Annotated in this window: 2 protein-coding genes; both read right to left on the bottom strand. The window is 66.0% G+C overall.

Annotated features, from left to right (window positions below; genetic code table 11):
• Positions 1 to 114: 114 nt before the first annotated feature.
• Entirely contained in the window at positions 115 to 1,155 is a 1,041-nt protein-coding gene (holA, locus tag AC062T_RS07170; RefSeq protein WP_476028669.1) for a DNA polymerase III subunit delta, read from the bottom strand.
• Between the two features lie 73 nt (positions 1,156 to 1,228).
• Positions 1,229 to 1,827, bottom strand: a 599-nt coding sequence (locus AC062T_RS07175) for a ComEC/Rec2 family competence protein (protein ID WP_476028671.1), incomplete at its 5' end; no start/stop codon positions are given.

Here is a 1,827-nt window from a genome sequence, read left to right on the forward strand (position 1 = left end):
CCCTTCGCAACCCCGCCCCACCTTTACGAAAACACCCCGCCCCGGGGGGGCGCTGTTCTTGCGTTAAGACGACTGCGCATGGTGCCACTTCTGTGGCGTGCATCTTGGGAAAGGCTAGCCCCGGCGCTCCCCGCGGGAGGCGATGACGCTGACCATGCGCTCAAGGGCGAAGACCGGATCGCGCTGGGCACCCTTGACCGCCGCATCCGTCTCCGCGAGAGTCTCGATGCACCGGCCTAGGCCCTCGTCGCTCCAGCCCTGCAGGTCGCGCCGTGCTCGGTCGACCTGCCACGGGGCAAGCCCCAGCTGAGAGGCGTTTGCCCGGGAACCGGAGACTTTGGCCATGGTTCGAATCTTCATAGCGAATGCGGCGACGATGGGAACGGGATCTGCCCCCGATGCCAGCGCGTGCCGCAGCATCACGAGCGCCTCGCCCTGACGCCCGGCGATCGCAACGTCGGCCACCTTGAACGCCGAGGTCTCGACCCGACCCGAGTAGTAGTTCTCGACCGTGACCTCGGTGATTTCGGCTGCGGCATCCGCGATGAGTTGCTGGCAGGCCGAAGCGAGCTCGGCGATGTCGTCGGAGAACGCCGCCACGAGCGCGCGGACGGCGCCGGGAGTCGCTCGGCGACCAGCCTTCTTGAACTCGGCCGAGGCGAAGTCGACCTTGTCTTGCTCCTTTTTGAGCTCCGTGCACACGACCTCAACTCCGCCACCGAGGCCGCCCCGGATAGCGTCAAGAAGCTTCTTGCCCCGGACGCCACCCCCGTGGCGCAGCACAAGGCAGGTGTCGTCGGCCGGAGACACTAGATATCCCAGCGTCTCGGTGATGAATGCGTCCGTGCACTTCTCCACATTGATGACCCGGATCATGCGAGGCTCACCAAAAAGGGACGGGCTCGCCACCGTGAGTAGCTGCCCGGGAGAATAACCGTCGGCCTCAAGGTCACTGACCTCAAGGCTCGGGTCGTTGCGCTTGAGTTCGTCGCGGAGGGCTCGGATCGCACGATCGGCGAGAAAGCCCTCTGTGCCTGATACGAGAACCACGGGAGCTGGCCTAGCCTGCGACCACGGGAGCTGCGGAATCGTGACTTTAGCCGATGCCTTCGCCGGCGCCTTGGACGCCGATTTGCCTGCTGGCCTGCCTGCCACGGATCTCCACTCGGGTCGGAACGAACGTGTCTGATCAAGCCTACCCAGGGCCGCCGACGTGCGCGGTCGGGTGCTAGCCGCCCCTCTCCCTCCAGAGCACCATTTCGCCGTCGCGAAACGCGATGAGTACTAGCCCGTCACGATCCGTTCGAGCTGGCGCCGTGCCCAGGGTTCGAAGCGTGGCGAGGATATCCGCCGTAGGGTGCCCGTAGTCGTTGTCTGCCCCCACTCCGATGACTCCCACTCGGGCATCGAGCTGTTCGTAAAGATTCGCCGCCTGGTCGCGGGAACCGTGGTGCGCGACCTTGACCACATCGATCGGCGCGAGGCTCGCCAGCTCTGCCCGATTGAGCGCGCCGAGCCGCAACTGCGCTTCCCGGCCGAGGTCCCCCAGAAGCACCGACGTCAGGCATGTTTCGCAGGCCGGACCGCCCGTAAACGCGGTCACGACACTCGCGTCGTTGCCGGGCCCGGGTGATGCTGAACGAGGGGGCCAGAGAACCGTCCAGCGATGCTCCCCCAGGGTTCCCACCAGGCCACGAGTAGCCATCAGCACTTCGGAGCCGGACTGCTCAAAACGCTTAAGCAGTGCCTCATCGCTCTGACCACCAGGGGGGCCCGCGAGAACAACCTTGACCCGGCCGAGCACCGCCTCGGCCCCGCCGACATGAT

This window comes from Homoserinimonas sp. (genome assembly GCF_056262345.1).